This window comes from Alphaproteobacteria bacterium, assembly GCA_016124955.1.
Classification (GTDB): domain Bacteria; phylum Pseudomonadota; class Alphaproteobacteria; order UBA9219; family RFNS01; genus RI-461.
In genome coordinates, this window is sequence record WGMR01000007.1 from 343,707 (window position 1) to 360,336 (window position 16,630).

Below are 16,630 nucleotides of genomic sequence, written 5' to 3' on the forward strand. Positions count from 1 at the left end.
GACTGCAATCCGAGTATGTTGCAAGCGGCGGGCAATTATTGCACAAAATAAGGCCCGCTGCGCCGCCGTATGGCCTTTTACCGGGCAGGACCAAGAGCTTGATGATGGACGGAAATACCGAAAAAAAGCACGCGGCCACGCGATCGGAAATCGATCTCGAAGGCATCAAGATGCGCATTCCGCACCGTGATCCTATGCTACTGCTCGACAGCGTAATCGATGTTATCCAAGGCACCAGCTGCACCGGCATCAAGCATCTGACCGCCCAGGAACCCTATTTCGCCGGACACTTTCCGCAACGGCCAATTATGCCCGGCGTGCTGATCATCGAAGCCATGGCGCAGACGGCGGCCACGCTGGTGGTTGATAGCCTGTATAACGGCCGGCAGCACAACGACCTTGTGTACTTCATGGCAATAGAAAAGGCGCATTTTCGCAAACCCGTTCTGCCCGGCGATACGCTTTTGCTAAAAGTGAAGAAAGACAGGCAACGCGGCAATGTCTGGCGCTTCCACGGCAAGGCTTATGTGGGCGAAGCGCTGTGCGCCGACGCCCTGTTCACGGCCATGCTGGCTCCTGAAGTGCACACCGTGAAGGGTGGCTAGCGCCGTGCCCGAAATTCACGCTACAGCGATCATCGATCCCGCGGCCCGCATCGCCGAAAGCGCGGCCGTCGGCCCTTATTGCGTGGTCGGCCCGCATGTGGTGCTGGAAGAAAAGGTGCGGCTCGTTTCCCACGCGGTGGTCGAAGGCCGGACGGTTGTCGGCGCCGGTACGACCGTGTTTCCTTTCGCCTCGCTCGGCCACAAGCCGCAGGACCTGAAATTTCACGGCGAGCCTTCCGAACTGATCATCGGCAAGAACAACCAGATCCGTGAACATGTGACCATGAGCCCCGGCACCGAAGGCGGCGGCATGGTAACGCGCGTGGGTGATAACTGCCTGTTCATGATGGGCGCGCATGTGGCGCATGATTGCCTGCTCGGCAACTTCGTGATCATGGCCAACAACGCCACGCTGGCGGGCCATGTGACGGTGGGCGACCATGCGATCATCGGCGGGCTTTCGGCCGTGCATCAATTCGTGCGCATCGGCGCGCATGCTATGATCGGCGGCATGTCCGGCGTCGAAAACGATGTTATTCCCTTCGGCACCGTCAAGGGCGAACGCGCGCACCTTGCGGGGCTAAACGTGGTCGGGCTCGAGCGCCGCGGTTTCGACCGCGAACAGGTTCGCACGCTGCGCGCCGCCTACCGTATGCTGTTCGCGCCCGAAGGCACAATGGCCGAACGGCTGGAGGAGGTCGCGCGCACCTATGGCGACCAGCAGCTGGTGACCGATCTTGTGCAGTTCATTCGCATGAAATCGTCCCGCCCGCTCTGTCAGCCCGATGAAAAAGCGGCCTGACATGGCCGATCCCGCCCGTGCCGCCCCGGCAGTGCCGGCGAAGCTCGGCATCATCGCCGGCGGCGGCGATGCGCCGCAACGGCTGGCCGAGGCGCTTGAACGCACGGGCCGCGCATTTTTCCTGATTTGCCTTGAAGGCCAAGCCGATCCCGCGCTGGCTGAAGGCCGTGCGCATGCCTGGCTTTCGCTCGGCGCCGCCGCGAAGGCACGCGATGCGCTGCGGGAACAGGGTGTGGGCGAGGTGATCATGCTTGGCCGTGTGCGCCGCCCTTCGCTGGCCGAACTGAAGCCGGATTGGCTGGCGTTGCAGAAGCTGCCGCAGATCGGGCTTGGCCTGATGGGGGATGACGGACTTTTGCAGGCGATCAGCAAGATTTTCGCGGCCGAAGGGTTCCGCGTCGTCGGCGTGCACGAAATTTTCAGCGATTTCCTCGCGCCAGCCGGCGTCTATACGAAATTGCAGCCGGACGATCAGGCGCAGCGCGATATTCGCCGCGGCATTGACGTTGCCCGCAAACTGGGCGAGGCGGATGCCGGGCAATCCGTGGTCGTGCAGCAAGGCATCGTGCTCGGTCTGGAAGCGGTTGAGGGCACCGATGCGTTGTTGCAGCGCGCGGGCATATATAAACGCGAAGGCGAAGGCGGCGTGCTTGTGAAATGCTGCAAGCCCAAACAGGACAGGCGTTTCGATCTGCCCACGGTGGGGACGCAAACGGTGCAGGCCGCGGCGGCTGCGGGCCTGCGCGGCATTGCCATCGAAGCGGGCCGCACGCTGATATTTGACCGCGAAGCCATGGCTGCTGCTGCGGACGCTGCCGGCCTGTTTGTGTTCGCGTTCGATGCCGGCGGCTCGCCGCGGGGCGAATAAATGACCGCGCCGGTCTTTTTCATGGTGGCGGGCGAACCTTCGGGCGATCTGCTCGGCGCGCGGCTGATCGCGGCGTTGAAGGAGCAGACGGGCGGCGCGGCGCGCTTTACCGGCGTCGGCGGCGAACGCATGGTGGCCGAAGGGCTGGAGACAATCTTTCCGCAATCCGAGCTGGCGCATGTCGGCCTCGTTGAAGTTTTGCGTCATATCCCTAAGCTTTTGCGTCGTATCCGCCAGACGGCCGATGCTGTGATCAAGGCGCAGCCTGCCGCGTTGATCACGATCGATGCGCCGGATTTCAGTTTCCGTGTCGCCAAAAGGGTCAAGGCGCGCCAGCAAGGGCATGGATTTCCATTGATCCACTATGTCGCGCCCACGGTCTGGGCATGGCGGCCCGGGCGTGCGCGCAAGATCGCCGGTTTCCTCGATCATTTGTTGGCTGTTTTGCCGTTCGAGCCGCCCTATTTCCGGCACGAAGGGCTTGGCTGCACGTTTGTCGGCCATTCCATAGTCGAAGGCGGCATGGAAAAAGGCGATGCTGCGCGCTTCCGTGCCACACATGCCGTTTCCCCCGGCCGCACGATCCTTGTGGTGCTGCCGGGCAGCCGCAGAAGTGAAATTACCCGCATGGGCCCCGTATTCGCCGAAACGCTAAGCGTATTGCAAAAACGCCACCCGGACCTTTTGTGCGTGGTGCCGACGCTCGAACAGGTTGCCGGGCAGGTGCGGCGGGCTGTTGAAGATTGGCCGGTCGAGACCATTGTGGTGCAAGGCGACGAAGCGAAATACGATGCGTTTAAGGCCGCAACGGCGGCGCTGGCCTGTTCCGGCACGGTCGCGCTCGAACTCGCGCTGGCGAAGTTGCCGGCCGCGATCACCTATCGCATCAACCCGCTAACCGCCTTTTTTATACGTCGTGTGATCAAGGTGCGGTTCGCCAACCTTGTGAACATCATGCATGGGCATGAGGCGGTGCCGGAATTTATCCAGGAAAAATGCAAGCCTGAGAAAATAGCCGCCGCGCTCGATACGCTTTTGGCCGAACAAGCGGCACGGCAGGAACAAATCGCCGAACTTGACGCTGTGGCTGCATGGCTGGGGCAGGGCGAGAACCCGCCTTCCGCCAGAGCCGCGCGCGCGGTGCTTGATGTCGTTGCCCGGCACGGCGTTCCGCCGCTGGCCGTCATGCAGGTGATCCCCAGCCTGGCGACGGGCGGAGCCGAGCAGGCCTGCGTCGATATCAATGCCGCGCTGGTGGCCGAAGGCGCGCGCAGCATTGTCGTGTCTTCGGGCGGCAAGCTGGTGGGCGCGATCGAACAGGCAGGCGGCGTTCATATCACGTTGCCTGTTGACAGCAAAAATCCCCTCCGCATACTTGCCAACGCTTTTGCGCTGGCGCGTTTTGCGCGGCGGCATGATGTGGGCATCATTCATGCCCGCAGCCGCGCCCCGGCCTGGAGCGCGAAGATGGCGGCGCGTCTGGCGGGGCGGCGTTTCATTACGACCTTCCACGCCGCATACAAATTCAGCACGCCGATCAAGCGTTTCTACAACAAGGTGATGGCTGAAGGCGAAGCCGTGATCGCGATTTCGCACATGATCGCGCGGCATATCCGCTCGCATTACATGGCGGCGCACGGCCGCATCGTCACCATTACGCGCGGGATCGATCTCGATATATTCGACCCGATGCATATAAGCGCCACAAGGGTGCAAGCCATGCGCGGCGGCTGGGGTGTTGCGGATGACAAGAAAATCATCCTGATGCCCGCGCGCATAAGCCGGATCAAGGGGCATGCGGTCTTGATCGAAGCGATGGAAATATTGAAGGGCGAAGGCAAACACAGCGATGCCGTCGCCGTGATGGTGGGGGACGATCAGGGCCGCAGGGATTACCGCGACGAGCTGGAAAACATCATTGCCCGCAAGGAGTTAGGCAAACAGGCCGTTTTGGCCGGGCACTGCGACGATATCGCGGCCGCCTATGCCGCCGCCGAGCTTGTTGTCATGCCCTCGATCGTGCCTGAAGGGTTCGGGCGGGTGCCGGTGGAGGCGCAGGCCATGGGCAAGCCCGTTATTGCAACCGATCTTGGCGCCGTGCAGGAAACCGTGGTGGCGGGCGAAACCGGCTGGCTGTTTCCCCCGCACGATGCGCGGGCACTGGCGCTGGCTATCGATCATGTACTATCATTGCCCCGCGAAACCAAGGAACAGACGGCGGCGCGCGCTATCGCCCACGTCAGGGCCCACTATGACAAGAAGAAGATGTGCGCGGCGACGCTGGATGTTTACAGGAAACTGGCGGTGAATGGATCATGAACGAAGCCAACCTCGCGCGCCACCGGCGCATTCTGGTTATCAAGCTGGGCGCGCTCGGCGATATGGTTTTGTGCATGCGCGCCTTTCAGGCGATCCAGCGCGCGCACCCGAAAGCCAATATAGGGCTGCTCACATCCCCGCCCTTCGCCACGCTTGCGCGGCGCTGCGGTTATTTCGATGCCGTGCTCGAAGACCCGCGCGCGCCAAAATGGGATATCGGCGCATGGCTCGATCTGCGCCGTCATGTAAGCGATTTCAAGCCCTCCCGGGTCTATGACCTGCAAGGCAAAACGCGGCAGAGCATCCTTTATTACCTGCTCGGCGGGCCTTTGGGGAAAATCGAATGGTCGGGCGCCGCGCCCGCTTGCCCGCTTGCGCGTCCGTGGCCGCCTGCGCCCGGCATCCATTACACGGATTTCGTCGATGGGCAGCTCAAGCTGGCGGGGATCACGGATATCGGCGAACCGGATCTCGCTTGGCTTGATGCGCCGGTTGATCAATTCAAGCTGCCCAAGAAATTCGCACTGCTTTTGCCCGGTTCCTCGCTCGATCACCCCTATAAGCGCTGGCCCGCAGCGAACTTCGCCGCGCTTGCCAAGAAGCTTGAAGAAAGGGGCATGCAAGTTGTGATGGCCGGTGCGCGCGGCGATGAAACGCAGCTCGCGATGATCGAACATCTGGCGCCCGGTACGGTTAATTTGATCAACAAGACGGATTTGATGCAGCTTGCAAGCATCGCGCGCAAGGCTGCGCTGGCTGTCGGCAACGATACGGGGCCAACCCATGTGGCCGCTGCTGCGGGCGCGCCCACGCTGGCGCTGTTCAGTGAAAAGGTTGATCCTGCGTGGTCGGCGCCGCGCGGTAAAACGGTAAAATGGCTGCAAGGCAACCCGATCGATACGATTACGGTCGATCAGGCGCTGGCGGCGCTTCCCGCCTGATTTTTGCTTATTTCCGCTTGTTCAACGGCACATAGGGCCGCTGCGGGTAGCCGGTGTAGAGCTGGCGCGGGCGGCCGATCTTGGCCTGTTTGTCGGCCGATTGCTCCATCCAGTGCGCGACCCAGCCTGCAGTGCGGGCCAGCGCGAACAGCACGGTAAAGATGCTGGTCGGGAAGCCCATGGCGCGCAGGATTATGCCGGAATAGAAATCGACGTTCGGGTAAAGCTTTTTCTCGACGAAGTAATCATCCTGCAGCGCGACGCGCTCCAGCTCCTTCGCGACCTTCAGCAGCGGGTCATTCACGCCCAATTCGGCCAGAACCTCGTCGCAGGTCTGTTTCATGATCTTGGCGCGCGGGTCGAAATTCTTGTACACGCGGTGCCCGAAGCCCATAAGGCGGAACGGGTCGCTTTTATCCTTGGCGCGCTTGATCACTTCGGGGATCTTATCGACGCTGCCGATCTCGTCCAGCATGCTCAAAACCGCTTCGTTGGCGCCACCATGCGCCGGACCCCAAAGCGAGGCGATGCCGGCCGCGATACAGGCGAACGGGTTGGCTTGCGACGAGCTGGCGAGGCGGACGGTGGAGGTGGAAGCGTTCTGTTCGTGGTCGGCGTGCAAAATAAAGATGCGGTCCATCGCGCGCGCCAGCACGGGGTTGATCTTGTACGGCTCGGCGGGGAGGGAGAAGGTCATATAGAGAAAGTTTTCCGCGTATGACAGGTTGTTTTGCGGATACACGAAAGGCTGTCCCACCGCGTATTTATAGGCCATGGCGGCGATGGTCGGCATCTTCGCGATCAAGCGGTGGCAGGCGATGTTGCGCTGCTCTTCGTCGTGAATATCGGTCGAATCGTGGTAAAACGAGGAAAGCGCGCCCACGACGCCGCACATGACCGCCATCGGATGCGCATCGCGGCGGAAGCCGTTATAGAAATTGATCAGCTGTTCATGCACCATGGTGTGATAGGTGATGTGCTTGATCCAATCTTTTTTTCCTTCTTCGTCCGGCAGCTCGCCATGCATCAGCAAATAGGCGACCTCGAGAAAATCGCTTTTCTCCGCCAGCTGGTCGATCGGGTAGCCGCGATGCAGGAGCACGCCGTTTTCGCCGTCGATAAAGGTGATTTTGGATTCGCAGCTCGCGGTCGATGTAAAGCCGGGATCGAAGGTAAGGTAGCCAGTTTCGCCCAACAGCTTGCGCGTATCGATCGCCTGCGGCCCGACCGAGCCGCTCAGTAGATCAAATTTCCAGGATTTGCCGCTGTTGTCGTGCGTAACGGTTACGGTTTCCGCTTTTTTATCGTCGGCCATGGCGTTGATCCTTGCGTGAAAAGGGCAGAAATGTTTTTCAGGTGGTTACCGTCAAACTGCGCCGCGCAAGGTTAAGAACGGGTTAAGGCGGTATTTACGCCGTTAACCCGCGGTCTGCGATGCGTTTCAGGCGGCCGCGGCGTCGCTGATCCGGGCCAGCGTTTCTTCGCGGCCCAATATCTCGGCCACGCCGAAAATCGGCGGCGAGGTGCCGGTGCCGGTCAGGGCGGCGCGCAGGGGTTGCGCGATGGCCCCGAGCTTGACCGCGTTTTTCTCGGCATAGACGCGGAACAGCTCTTCCACCGCCGCGGCGGTAAAATCGGGCAGCGCGCCCATCTCGGTCGCCAGCGCCGCAAGGTGCTTCTTGCCTTCTTCGTTCAGATGTTTCTTCGCCTTGTCGTCGAAGGCAAGCGGGCGCGTGCTGAAGTAGCAAAGCGCCGCTTCGGCAAGATCGATCAGGGTCTTGGCGCGTGGTTTCAGATCGGGCATCGCGCGCGCCAGCGTCGCCAGTTCGTTTGCATCCGGCATGCGACCGATTTTCTTCTCGATGAAGGGCGCGGTCGTTTGCGCGAGCGCTTCGTCCGGCATCAGGCGCAAATAATGCGCGTTGAGCGAATCCAGCTTCACGAAATCGAAGCGGGCGGGGGATTTGCCGATATGCTCGAGATCGAACCAGGTCTTTGCCTGTTCGTCGGTGATGATCTCGTCGTCGCCATGGCTCCAGCACAGGCGCAGCAGATAGTTGCGCATCGCTTCGGGCAGATAGCCGCGGTCGCGATAATCGCTGACGGCCGGCGCGCCGTGGCGCTTGGAGAATTTCTGCCCGTCGGGGCCAAGGATCATGGGGACATGCGCGTATTCCGGCACCGGCCAGCCCATGGCCTTGATGATCTGCACCTGGCGGAAGGTGTTGGTCATATGGTCGTCGCCGCGGATGACATGGGTGATGCCCATGTCATAGTCATCGACCACCACCGAAAGCATGTAGGTGGGCGAACCGTCGGAGCGCAGCAGGATCATATCGTCGAGCTGGCTGTTCTGCACCGTGATGGTGCCGAGCACGTGGTCGGTGACCGTGGTTTCGCCTTCCAGCGGCATCTTGATCCGCACAACCGGTTTCGCGTCCGCCGGGGCTTCCTTCGGGTCGCGGTCGCGCCAGCGACCGTCATAGCGCACGGTCTGGCCCTTGGTTTTTTGTTCGGCGCGCATCGCCTCAAGCTCCTGCGGCGTGCAATAGCAGTAATAGGCCTTGCCCTGTTCCAGAAGTTCGCGCGCCACAGCCGCGTGACGGGCCAGATTGTTGGTCTGGATCACGGGTTCGCCGTCCCAGCTTAGCCCAAGCCAGTTCATGCCTTCATAAATGGCCTTCACAGCTTCCGGGGTCGAACGCTCGCGGTCGGTATCCTCCACCCGCAGCAGGAATTTGCCGCCATGCCGCCGTGCGAACAGCCAGTTGAAAAGCGCCGTGCGGGCGCTGCCGATATGCAGCATGCCGGTGGGCGAGGGCGGAAAACGGACGACGACTGCCATGGGAAAACCTGCTAGAAATGAAACCCCTTCTGCCCTGATATCTAGCTGTTTTCATGGCTTTTACCAACCCCATCCCTGCGCTGGCGGCCCGGCTGCTGGAAGAACGCGACCGCTGGCCCTTATGGGCGCCCGTGGCCATGGGGCTTGGCGTGGGGGTTTATTTCGCTCTGCCGTTCGAGCCGTGGCGCGCCGTGCTGTCGGCCGCGCCGCTGGCGCTGGCGGCGGGGCTGTTCGCGCAGCGCCTTGGCGCGCCCGGCTATGCGTGGATGGGGCTGTTTTTCGCCCTGCTCGGGTTCAACGCGGCGCAGCTTTCCGCCATTTTGCATGCCGGGCCGATGGTCGATTACGCCATGCATGGACGCATGGTGCAGGGCAGGGTGCTGGCTATCGATGCGGTGGAAGGTAAATCCCGTTTGCTGCTCGATCGGCTGGAGGTTCAGTACCTCGCGCCGTCCGATACGCCCGCACGCGTGCGCATTACGGTGAAGCAACCGCCCGCAGCGCTGCCGCGGCCGGGCGCGCGGATCGAGCTGAAGGCCTCGCTCAGCCCCATGAGCGGCCCGGTCGCGCCCGGCGCCTATGATTTCCGCCGTCACGGCTATTTCGACGGGCGCGGCGCGGTGGGCTGGGCGCGGGGCGATGTGAAGGTGCTGGAACGGCCCGAAGCCGGCGGGCTGGATACGCTGGCCGAAACGTTGCGCACGGTGATTGCCGAGCGCGTTGATGCGCGGCTGGAAGGCGACAGCGCTGCCGTGACCACCGCGCTTCTGAACGGCGAACAGACGGGCATCGGCGATGCCGCCATGGCGGCGATGCGGGCTTCGGGGCTCGTGCATTTGCTTTCCATCTCCGGGGTGCATATCGGGCTTGTTGCGGGGCTGGTGTTTTTCGCGGTGCGCGGGCTTCTGGCGCTCGTGCCGTTTCTTGCGCTGCGCTTCCCGATCAAGAAGTGGGCGGCTGCGGTCGCGCTGGCGGCGATCCTTGCCTATACGTGGCTTGTCGGCGCGCCGGTGCCGACCGTGCGTTCGGCCCTTATGACCGGCATCGTGCTGCTTGCCGTGCTGGTGGACAGGCGCGCGCTTAGCATGCGGCTGATCGCGCTGGCGGCTGCCGTCGTGCTGCTGCTGTTTCCGCACGCCATGCTTGGGCCAAGCTTCCAGATGTCGTTTGCAGCCGTACTTGGCATGATCGCGGTCTATGAAAGCCGGCAGCAGGACTGGCTTGAACTCGCGCAACGGCGCAGCCCGTTCTGGCGCGGCATATTGTATCTGGGCGGTATTGCCGGCACTTCTGTTATCGCCACCGCCATGACGACGCCTTTTACGCTCTACCACTTTCAGGTCATGAACTGGTACGGCGTGGTGGCGAATATGCTGGCCGTGCCGCTCACGGGTTTCTGGATCATGCCCGCCGCGTTGCTTTCATATCTTTTGATGCCGCTGGGGCTGGAAGGCTGGGCCGTGACGGTCATGGGCTGGGGGGTCGAAGCCATGCTGGCCATCGCCCGCACCGTGGCGGCCTGGCCGGGTGCCGTCGCCACCATACCGCTCATGCCGCCCGCGGCGCTGCTGGCCATCGTGGCGGGCGGGCTATGGCTCTGCCTGTGGCGTACGGGCTTGCGCTGGTTCGGGCTTTGCGGGGTCGCGCTCGGGCTCGGCTGGATGCTTGCCGCGCCCCGGCCCGATATATTGGTGGATGAAGGCGGCAAGGTATGGGCCGCGCGGCTTGCGGACGGGCGCATGGCTTTCGGCGGCGCCCGGGCGGGGAATTTCGTGATCGGCCAGTGGCAGCAGCAGGATGGCGGGACGGAATTCATCGCCTTCCGCGATGCGATAAAGGCGGGCGCACGCGATCTGATGTGCCAGAAGATAAGCTGCTATTTCATGCATGGCGATACATGGGCCGCTTTTATACGCGACCCCAAGATGCTGAAGGAAGCCTGTGCGGTCGCTACGCTGGTTGTGACGCCGTATGACGCTTATGAATGCCTGGAGAGCGGCGCGCCCGCGATCGACCGGCCCATGCTAAACGCGCGCGGGGCGCATGCGGTGTATCTGGAAGATGGCGGCATGAGGACCGTTGGCGTGCGCCGCCGGGCCGGCGCGCGGCCATGGGCGGCCGGCTGGCGCGGCTGGGGCGACGACGCAGGCGGCAGACAAAAATAAACCCCCTTCCCCATGGCAGCGGAGGGAAGGGGGCCGGGTGACGAAGGGTTATCAGTATTGCCGCAAAAGCCCGACAAGCTTGCCCTGAAGGCGGACGCGTTCCGGTTCGAACACCATGGGCTTGTAATTCTTGTTGGCGGGTTCAAGCACGATCTGGCCGCCCCCGGTGCCGGGTTTGGGTTGCCAGTATTTCAGCGTGACATCCTGCTCGTCGATCAGGGCGACAACGATATCGCCGCGTTCGGCCCGCTCGCAGCGGCGAATGATGGCGCTATCACCGTCAAGGATACCGGCCTCGATCATCGAATCGCCGTCCACCTCAAGCGCGTAATGTTCGGCCCGCGCCGCGCCGCGCCCGAGCAGGCTGGCGGGCACCTCAAGGCTTTGCCCGGGGTCACTCAGCGCCTCGATCGCATGCCCGGCGGCGATGCGGCCGTAAAGCGGAAGGGAAAGTGTGTTTGCGGCGATGGCCGGCAGGCCGGGCACGGCATGGGTGGCGGTATTGGCTGCGCCCTGCATGTTTTCAGGCATGCGCACGATTTCAAGCGCGCGGGCGCGGTGGGGCAGCCGGCGGATAAAGCCGCGCTCCTCCAGCCCGGTGATCAGCCGGTGAATGCCGGATTTGGAAGCGAGGCCGAGCGCATCCTTCATTTCATCGAAGGAAGGCGGCACGCCTTCTTCATCCATGCGGCCTTTGATAAGGGTCAGCAATTCCTGCTGTTTGCGAGTGAGCATGATAAAACCTCGTGATACCAGGTGGTTGCCCGCCGCCAGCGCGGCCGGAACAAAAGCAGAATCAATAATGTTCTACTATTGTTCTCATGGCCTGTCAATGGTGATACAGGAAGCGGCTTGGCCGCAAGGCGGGAAAATTGTCCGCAAATGCGAAGGGCAGCATCTCTGAAAGATGCTGCCCCCGAATTCGAAAATAAAAGCCTACTTCTTCTTGGCCTTCTTCTTGGTCTTCTTCTTGGCTGCGGGTTTCTTCGCAACCTTTTTTGCCTTGGCTTTTTTCTTGGCTGCCATTTTACGTCACCCCCTCTCTCTCTGAGCAGGTTGCCCGGCGCCCTGATTTGCGTGCGCTCTCAACCTGATCGGAAAGTAACGGCGAATCGTTGTGAACCGACAATGGGATTAACCCCATAAGTCCGCGGGCAAGTCCAGCGCAAAATGCATTTATCGTCCCGCGACGCGGGCGATTCCTGAAATGTGTGTTGCAGGGATGGCGCGCTTGCGCCCGCCTAGGCGCCGGGCGCTTCGTTGCGGCCGTAGAAATTCTTTCCGATAACGATATTGTCGCGGCCCTTTTCGCGGCGCTGCTTGTTGGTATCGCGCAGGCTGTAGATGCAGCCGCAATATTCCTGCTGGTAGAATTCTTCCCGCCGTGAAATCTCGATCATGCGATTGGCGCCGTCCTGCTTGCGCCAGTTGTAATCCCAGTATGCCAGCCCTTCATAGCGGGCGGCGGCGCGGTGGCCGCAATCGTTGATTTGTTCCATGCGCTTCAGGCGCGAAATGCCGAGGCAGCTGGTGAACAGCGAAAAGCCGTGCTCGTGGGCATAGAGCGCGGTGCGCTCGAACCGCATGTCAAAGCATTGGGTGCAGCGCTTGCCGCGCTCGGGCTCCCATTCCAGCCCCTTCACGCGCGCGAACCAGTTATCGGTATCGTAATCGGCATCGATGAAGGGAACCCCAGCCTTTTCGGCGAAGCGCACGTTTTCGGCCTTGCGCAGATCGTATTCCGCGCGCGGGTGGATGTTGGGGTTATAGAAATAAACCGTGATCGAAAGGCCGCTGGCCATCATCGCTTCCATCACCTCGCCCGAACAGGGCGCGCAGCAGGAATGCAAAAGCACCCGCGCTGCGCCGCCGGGCACCGGGAGCTGCATGCGTTTGGTATCGCTGTGCGTCATATCCTGCATAAGGCCATTTTTACCTTTTTTTCGCGGCCTAAGGCAACGCGGTTTTCGCCGCTTCTTTCCAGTACCTTACGTCCCAGTGGCTGCGCGCCCGGCCGGAGGGGGAGGGCAGGACGAAGATGCGCGTATCGCCGATTTTTGCCGGCTGTTCGCCAAAATCGATATCGCGGCTGCCAAGAAAAATGCCGCCCGCGTTCTTGCTGGTAAAGGCCAGCGCGCGCGGGCCGAAGCGCGCGATCTTTTCGAACAGCGCCGGGCAATCGAAGGCCGTATCGGAAAGTTCGTGGTCGCTGCCCACCTCGGTTTTGTTCAGGTCCGTGAGGCCGATCCCGAGCGGGAGCAGCGCGGGATATTCTTTCGGCTGAAAACGGCGGGGCGTGAGGCCGATTTGAAGAAGCGCATCCCAGAAGAAATTTCCGGGGTTGCCGTAATAGGCTTGCGCGCGGGCTGAAGCGCGGCTGGGCGCCGTGCCGCAAAAAACCAGCTTCAGGCCGGGCGCAAGCAGATCGGGGAGGATGGGTTCAGGCATCAATCCACATGTAAGCCCGTGGCGGCACAAAGGAAAGCGCTGTCGTTAACCATGGCGTTTTTTTGTTGTTGGTGACAGGCATCATATTTATTATGCCGCCATATTTTGAAATATTTTAAGCGATATAGTTATGCCACTTCCCCCGGTTCCCATAGAGATGTCGTTTAACGCCCGTAGTCAGATGAAACGGGAAGGGTTAATAAACGTCTCCGCTTTTATTGCTGGCGCAACGATTATTCCGTGGTGCAGCGGCGGCCCGGCCACGGCGCTGGCTTTTCTTGAAAGCCCGGCTCTGCCTGCGGTCGTGCAAATGTTCGGCCGCGCGGCGGCGGCGGTGCTGGAATTGAAAATCAACTGGCTGACGGGCGGCCTGATCGCCGTCGTGGGGTTTTCGGCGGTACGCGGGTTCTTGCGTCTTAGTTCGCTCATTGCGCAAAGCCGCAAGACTTATACGGCGGTACCCGGTGCGGACGGCGTCTGGCGCATACCCGGCACACGCGGCCCTTCCTGACAAAGTCTGCTAGCGCGCCGCAATCACCATGGTGATCTGGCGGCCTTCGAACTTCGGTTCCTGTTCGACCTTGCCGAGCGGGTCAAGCAACTCGCGCACGCGACGCAGCACGCCGTGGGCGATATCCTGATGAGCCGCTTCGCGGCCGCGAAAGCGCATGGTGATCTTCACCTTGTCGCCTTCTTTCAAAAAAGCCTGCGCGTTGCGCATCTTGATGTTGAAATCATGGTCGTCGATCGTGGGGCGCAGCTTGATCTCCTTGATGTCGATCACCTTCTGCTTCTTGCGCGCCTCGGCGGCCTTTTTCTGCATTTCGTATTTGTATTTGCCGTAATCGACGATCTTGCAGACCGGCGGATCGACGTTCGGGGAAATCTCGACCAGGTCAAAGCCGGACTCTTCGGCCAGGGCCACGGCATCCTGCGGCGTCATAACGCCGCGCATGGTGCCATCGTGATCAATCACCCTGATTTGTTTTGAGGTAATTTCGCGGTTAATACGGGGGCCGCCGGTTTTTTTGCGGGGTCCTTCGGCTGTTGCGCCGCGCCCCTGCGGGGTAAAAGGTTGACGAATAATAGAAATTCTCCTGTTGCCGTTGACGTTTGCGGTTAATTTTTTGGCGGCGTCCCGTTCGGGCACCGCCGCCAAGACCTTGTATTCTAGTGGAAATGCCTTAACGGGAAAAGGGTTATTTGGGGGCTGTTCGCGGGCCGTTTCTCTGCTATTGCATTAACTGGCTGACACAACCGGAGACCCCCATGCGCCCCAAGTCCCATACCAATGCCGATGACGAACATCGCCGCGCCCTTTGGCGCGCCATTCTTTCACTGAAGAATGAGGATGAGTGCCGCCGCTTTTTTATCGATCTGTGCACCCCGGGCGAGATCCATGATTTGACCGAGCGTTGGCGTATCGCCCGGCTGCTTGACGAAGGCCAGCTTTCCTACCGCGATATCGCCGAGGTTACCGGCGCAAGCACCACCACCATCGGCCGCGTCGCGCGCTTTTTGGTGCAGGAAGCGCATCAAGGCTACAGCCTTATCATCGGCCGCACCAAAAAGGGCAAGCCCGCGAAGGCGAAAAAGAAGCCGGCCAAGGCAAAGAAAGCGCGCAAGAAGCGCTAGGGTTTTTTATACGGTCTGATCCGGCGCGCGCGCTTCGGCGCCCAGAAGCTTGGCCGCTTCATCAAGCGGCAGCATCTGCTGGTTTTCGCCGCCCCCCTGGGGGTTGCCGAGGCGGCGCAGCGCGACGGTTTTGCTTTCGGCCTCTTTTTTGCCGACCACGAGGATCAGCGGAATTTTCTGCAAGGAATGATCGCGGATCTTGGCGTTGATCTTTTCCCCGCGCAAATCGGTTTCCACCCGCAGCCCGGCATGGGAAAGCGCTTCGGCCACGTCTTCGGCGTAATCGTCGGCATCGTTGGTGATGGTGCAGACCATCGCCTGCACCGGCGCAAGCCAGAGCGGGAACTTGCCCGCATAATGTTCGATCAGGATGCCGATGAAGCGGTGCAGCGAGCCGAGGATGGCCCGGTGCAGCATGACCGGGCGATGTTTCTGCCCGTCTTCACCCACATAGGAAGCGTCAAGCCGCTCGGGCATGTTGAAATCGACTTGCAGCGTGCCGCATTGCCATTCGCGGCCGATCGCGTCGCGCAGATAGAATTCGATCTTGGGGCCATAGAAAGCGCCGTCGCCGGGGTTCATGTCATATTCCAGCCCGGCGGCCTTGAGCGCGCCGTGCAGCGCGGCTTCCGATTTGTCCCAGATTGTATCGCTGCCCACGCGCTTTTCCGGCCGGTCGGCCAGCCGCACGCGCGCAATCTCGTAGCCGAAATCGGCATAGATTGTCCGCAGCAATTCGCAGAAACGGACGCTTTCGTTCTGGATCTGGTCTTCGGTGCAGAAAATATGCGCATCGTCCACCACGAACTGGCGCACGCGCATCAGCCCGTGCAGCGCGCCGTGCGGCTCGTTGCGGTGGCACATGCCGAATTCGGCCATGCGCAACGGCAAATCGCGGTAGCTTTTGATGCCTTGCTTGAAGATTTGCACATGGCCGGGGCAGTTCATGGGCTTAAGCCCGATATGCTTGGCTTCGCCCTCGCCGTCGCGCGGCGGCACCGTGATCTTGAACATGTTGTCGCCGTACATGTCCCAATGGCCGGAAGCCTTGAAGATCGAGCTGTCGATCAATTGCGGCCCGAGCACCTCGACATAGCCGGCGCGTCCAAGCCGCCTGCGGATATAGTTTTCGACCATGCGATACAGCGTCCAGCCGCGCGGGTGCCAAAACACGCTGCCCGCCGCCTCGTCCTGGAAATGCAAAAGATCAAGCTCGCGCCCCAGCTTGCGGTGGTCGCGCTTTTCGGCTTCCTCAAGCATCGTCAGGTAGGATTGCAATTCCTTGTCGTCGCGCCATGCCGTGCCGTAGATACGCTGCAGCATGGGGTTGTTGCTGTCGCCGCGCCAGTATGCGCCCGCCAGCTTCATCAGCTTGAACGAGGTGCCCGCATAGCGGGTCGAAGGCAGGTGCGGCCCCCGGCACAGATCGAACCATGTGCCCTGCCGGTACACCGAAATATCTTCCCCTTCGGGCAGGCCTTCGATCAGTTCGACCTTGAACTTTTCGCCCATCTTGGAAAAAGTGTCGATCGCCTGCTGCCGGGTCCAGACCTCGCGCACCAGCGGTTCGTCGCGCTGCACGATTTCCTTCATCTTCGCTTCGATGGCGCCGAGATCGTCTGAGGAAAAAGGTTGCTCGCGGTAAAAATCGTAATAGAAGCCGTTCTCGATCGCGGGGCCGATGGTAACCTGTGTGCCGGGAAAAAGTTCCTGCACCGCTTCGGCCATGATATGCGCGCAATCGTGGCGAATGAGCTCGAGCGCGTCCGGCGATTTACGCGTGATAATCTCGATCTTCGCGTCGCGCTCAATGGGACGGTTCAGATCGCGCACCGCGCCATCTATCTTCACGGCCATGGCCGCTTTGGCGAGGCCCGCGCCGATGGATGCCGCGATCTCGGCGCCCGTCACGGCCTGCGCGAAGCTCTTCACGCTGCCGTCAGGCAGGGTGATGTTGACAGGGGTGTTTTTTGCAGCAGTTTGATTCATGCTGCGGCATCTT

General features: G+C 61.4%; 15 protein-coding genes. 8 read left to right on the top strand and 7 right to left on the bottom strand.

The window, feature by feature from the left end:
• Positions 1-104: 104 nt before the first annotated feature.
• From fabZ to GC131_07505, 5 genes are read left to right on the top strand one after another with little or no spacing between them, the layout of a single operon-like run.
• A complete protein-coding gene (gene fabZ / locus GC131_07485; GenBank protein MBI1273910.1) occupies positions 105-605 on the top strand; it encodes a 3-hydroxyacyl-ACP dehydratase FabZ in 501 nt (166 codons plus the stop codon).
• A 4-nt stretch (positions 606-609) separates the two neighbouring features.
• Positions 610-1,407 (top strand): acyl-ACP--UDP-N-acetylglucosamine O-acyltransferase, encoded by a 798-nt coding sequence (gene lpxA, locus GC131_07490; protein ID MBI1273911.1) that lies wholly within the window; start codon positions 610-612, stop codon positions 1,405-1,407.
• A 1-nt stretch (position 1,408) separates the two neighbouring features.
• Positions 1,409-2,275 carry a DUF1009 domain-containing protein gene (locus tag GC131_07495; GenBank protein ID MBI1273912.1) on the top strand — a complete coding sequence of 289 codons (867 nt, stop codon included), beginning with the start codon at positions 1,409-1,411 and terminating at the stop codon, positions 2,273-2,275.
• Entirely contained in the window at positions 2,276-4,594 is a 2,319-nt protein-coding gene (gene lpxB / locus GC131_07500) for a lipid-A-disaccharide synthase (protein ID MBI1273913.1), read from the top strand.
• A complete protein-coding gene (locus GC131_07505) occupies positions 4,591-5,535 on the top strand; it encodes an ADP-heptose--LPS heptosyltransferase (GenBank protein ID MBI1273914.1) in 945 nt (314 codons plus the stop codon). The genes lpxB and GC131_07505 overlap by 4 nt, the downstream gene beginning before the upstream one ends.
• 7 nt (positions 5,536-5,542) lie before the next feature.
• Here GC131_07505 and GC131_07510 read toward each other — a convergent pair whose 3' ends face one another.
• Complete coding sequence (locus GC131_07510) at positions 5,543-6,850, bottom strand: citrate synthase (GenBank protein MBI1273915.1); 1,308 nt, start codon at positions 6,848-6,850, stop codon at positions 5,543-5,545.
• A gap of 126 nt (positions 6,851-6,976) precedes the next feature.
• Positions 6,977-8,380 (bottom strand): glutamate--tRNA ligase, encoded by a 1,404-nt coding sequence (locus GC131_07515; protein ID MBI1273916.1) that lies wholly within the window; start codon positions 8,378-8,380, stop codon positions 6,977-6,979.
• Positions 8,381-8,433: 53 nt separating this feature from the next.
• Between GC131_07515 and GC131_07520 the strand changes: the two genes are divergently transcribed.
• The gene (locus tag GC131_07520; protein MBI1273917.1) at positions 8,434-10,545 is read left to right on the top strand and encodes a DUF4131 domain-containing protein; all 2,112 of its coding nucleotides are present in this window, start codon (positions 8,434-8,436) and stop codon (positions 10,543-10,545) included.
• 51 nt (positions 10,546-10,596) lie between these two features.
• Here the strand turns inward: GC131_07520 and lexA are convergent, their stop codons facing one another.
• The 3 genes from lexA to GC131_07535 form a co-directional block, all read right to left on the bottom strand.
• Positions 10,597-11,280: a transcriptional repressor LexA gene (gene lexA / locus GC131_07525; protein MBI1273918.1), complete on the bottom strand. Its 684-nt coding sequence runs from the start codon at positions 11,278-11,280 to the stop codon at positions 10,597-10,599.
• Positions 11,281-11,786: 506 nt separating this feature from the next.
• Positions 11,787-12,434, bottom strand: coding sequence for a hypothetical protein (locus GC131_07530; protein ID MBI1273919.1), 648 nt, complete (start codon positions 12,432-12,434; stop codon positions 11,787-11,789).
• A 61-nt stretch (positions 12,435-12,495) separates the two neighbouring features.
• Positions 12,496-12,993: a mismatch-specific DNA-glycosylase gene (locus GC131_07535; GenBank protein MBI1273920.1), complete on the bottom strand. Its 498-nt coding sequence runs from the start codon at positions 12,991-12,993 to the stop codon at positions 12,496-12,498.
• A 130-nt stretch (positions 12,994-13,123) separates the two neighbouring features.
• Here GC131_07535 and GC131_07540 point away from each other — a divergent pair, with 130 nt between their 5' ends.
• Positions 13,124-13,504 carry a hypothetical protein gene (locus tag GC131_07540; GenBank protein ID MBI1273921.1) on the top strand — a complete coding sequence of 127 codons (381 nt, stop codon included), beginning with the start codon at positions 13,124-13,126 and terminating at the stop codon, positions 13,502-13,504.
• Between the two features lie 9 nt (positions 13,505-13,513).
• On the opposite strand, the gene GC131_07545 is transcribed toward GC131_07540, so the two are convergent.
• A complete protein-coding gene (locus GC131_07545) occupies positions 13,514-14,086 on the bottom strand; it encodes a translation initiation factor IF-3 (GenBank protein MBI1273922.1) in 573 nt (190 codons plus the stop codon).
• Positions 14,087-14,262: 176 nt separating this feature from the next.
• Here GC131_07545 and GC131_07550 point away from each other — a divergent pair, with 176 nt between their 5' ends.
• Positions 14,263-14,628 (top strand): helix-turn-helix domain-containing protein, encoded by a 366-nt coding sequence (locus tag GC131_07550; protein ID MBI1273923.1) that lies wholly within the window; start codon positions 14,263-14,265, stop codon positions 14,626-14,628.
• A gap of 6 nt (positions 14,629-14,634) precedes the next feature.
• Here the strand turns inward: GC131_07550 and thrS are convergent, their stop codons facing one another.
• A complete protein-coding gene (gene thrS, locus GC131_07555) occupies positions 14,635-16,617 on the bottom strand; it encodes a threonine--tRNA ligase (GenBank protein ID MBI1273924.1) in 1,983 nt (660 codons plus the stop codon).
• Positions 16,618-16,630 lie beyond the last annotated feature (13 nt).

Bases quoted from the DNA above. Each gene is read 5' to 3' on its own strand.
- GC131_07540 (MBI1273921.1), top strand. From the start codon at position 13,124: ATGCCACTTCCCCCGGTTCCCATAGAGATGTCGTTTAACGCCCGTAGT.
- GC131_07550 (MBI1273923.1), top strand. From the start codon at position 14,263: ATGCGCCCCAAGTCCCATACCAATGCCGATGACGAACATCGCCGCGCC.
- GC131_07530 (MBI1273919.1), bottom strand. From the start codon at position 12,434: ATGCAGCTCCCGGTGCCCGGCGGCGCAGCGCGGGTGCTTTTGCATTCC.
- GC131_07515 (MBI1273916.1), bottom strand. From the start codon at position 8,380: ATGGCAGTCGTCGTCCGTTTTCCGCCCTCGCCCACCGGCATGCTGCAT.
- thrS (MBI1273924.1), bottom strand. From the start codon at position 16,617: ATGAATCAAACTGCTGCAAAAAACACCCCTGTCAACATCACCCTGCCT.
- lpxB (MBI1273913.1), top strand. From the start codon at position 2,276: ATGACCGCGCCGGTCTTTTTCATGGTGGCGGGCGAACCTTCGGGCGAT.
- lexA (MBI1273918.1), bottom strand. From the start codon at position 11,280: ATGCTCACTCGCAAACAGCAGGAATTGCTGACCCTTATCAAAGGCCGC.
- GC131_07505 (MBI1273914.1), top strand. From the start codon at position 4,591: ATGAACGAAGCCAACCTCGCGCGCCACCGGCGCATTCTGGTTATCAAG.
- fabZ (MBI1273910.1), top strand. From the start codon at position 105: ATGGACGGAAATACCGAAAAAAAGCACGCGGCCACGCGATCGGAAATC.
- GC131_07510 (MBI1273915.1), bottom strand. From the start codon at position 6,850: ATGGCCGACGATAAAAAAGCGGAAACCGTAACCGTTACGCACGACAAC.
- GC131_07495 (MBI1273912.1), top strand. From the start codon at position 1,409: ATGGCCGATCCCGCCCGTGCCGCCCCGGCAGTGCCGGCGAAGCTCGGC.
- GC131_07520 (MBI1273917.1), top strand. From the start codon at position 8,434: ATGGCTTTTACCAACCCCATCCCTGCGCTGGCGGCCCGGCTGCTGGAA.
- GC131_07535 (MBI1273920.1), bottom strand. From the start codon at position 12,993: ATGCCTGAACCCATCCTCCCCGATCTGCTTGCGCCCGGCCTGAAGCTG.